Origin of the sequence: Paenibacillus darwinianus (assembly GCF_000598065.1) — a bacterium.
GTDB lineage: Bacteria > Bacillota > Bacilli > Paenibacillales > Paenibacillaceae > Paenibacillus_I > Paenibacillus_I darwinianus.
This window is the reverse complement of record NZ_KK082222.1, coordinates 1-1,322: the sequence shown is the minus strand read 5'-3', so window position 1 is coordinate 1,322 and position 1,322 is coordinate 1. Positions and strand designations below refer to the sequence as shown.

Below are 1,322 nucleotides of genomic sequence, written 5' to 3'. Positions count from 1 at the left end.
GTGGCCCGACGTATCGGAGGAAGCGCTGTTGGCGTCTCTGGAGGATTGGCTGGTTCCTCATCTGCACGGGATGAAGGGGCGGAGTGATTTTCAGCGCTTGAATATGGTGGGGGTGCTGGAGTCGTTACTGCCCTGGGACAAGCGCCGACAGCTGGACGTAGAGGCGCCGACGACGGTCACGGTGCCGAGCGGCTCGCGAATTTCCGTTGATTACAGCGATCCCGAGGCGCCGGTGCTTTCGGTGAAGCTTCAGGAGATGTTCGGCCTGCACCGCACGCCAACGGTCGGCTTCGGCCGGGTGCCGATCACGCTGCACCTGCTGTCGCCCGCCCAGCGGCCCGTGCAGGTGACGAGGGATTTGGCCGGCTTCTGGAGCAGCACTTATTTCGACGTGAAAAAGGATCTGAAAGGCCGCTACCCCAAGCATTATTGGCCGGACGATCCGACATCGGCAATCCCGACCAGCCGCATCCGCCCGCGTCCGTGACAACCGTCCGCCCGTCTGCGATCGGGGCGCAAGGCAGCACTCGGTGACGAGGGATCCGCGGCATGCGGCTAGCGGAATCAATTGATGAACGGCAGGAATAAATAACGATCCCTCTAATTCCTTTCTTTCCCCGTTAACCAGAATTCCCTCCGCGGGCCGTACGTTTTGCATAAAAAGACCTTCCTGCGTCGGAGTGACGACAGGAAGGTCTTTTTTGAGGTCTGATTATCTGGAACGCCCGCCGCGTCCACCGGGACCGCTTCCGCCACGCCCGCCCGGACGGCCTGAGCCACCGCTGCGAGTGCCTCCTCGGCTGCCGCCGCGTGCACCGGATCCGGCATTGCGCCCTCCGGCTGCGGATGGGCGGGCACCGTCGCTTGTGTCGCCGCGACCGGCTTCACCCCGGTTGGCAGATTCGCCGCCACGGGCGTCGAAACGAGCGGGACCCCGACCTGATCCGCCCGTTTCACCGCGCTTAACAAAGCCGGCGCCGCCGCTGCGCGAATCGCCGCGCTTGGCAAAGCCGGTCCCGACCAGCCGCATCCGCCCGCGTCCGTGACAACCGTCCGCCCGTCTGCGATCGGGGCGCAAGGCAGCACTCGGTGACGAGGGATCCGCGGCATGCGGCTAGCGGAATCAATTGATGAACGGCAGGAATAAATAACGATCCCTCTAATTCCTTTCTTTCCCCGTTAACCAGAATTCCCTCCGCGGGCCGTACGTTTTGCATAAAAAGACCTTCCTGCGTCGGAGTGACGACAGGAAGGTCTTTTTTGAGGTCTGATTATCTGGAACGCCCGCCGCGCGACGACGGTCACGGTGCCGAGCGGCTCCC

At 63.2% G+C, this 1,322-nt stretch carries 1 protein-coding gene; it reads left to right on the top strand.

The genetic code is table 11. From position 1 onward, the window contains the following. A partial coding sequence (locus tag BG52_RS16260) for an ATP-dependent helicase C-terminal domain-containing protein (RefSeq protein ID WP_036667588.1) occupies window positions 1–487 on the top strand: 487 nt, incomplete at its 5' end. Window positions 488–1,322: the final 835 nt, after the last annotated feature.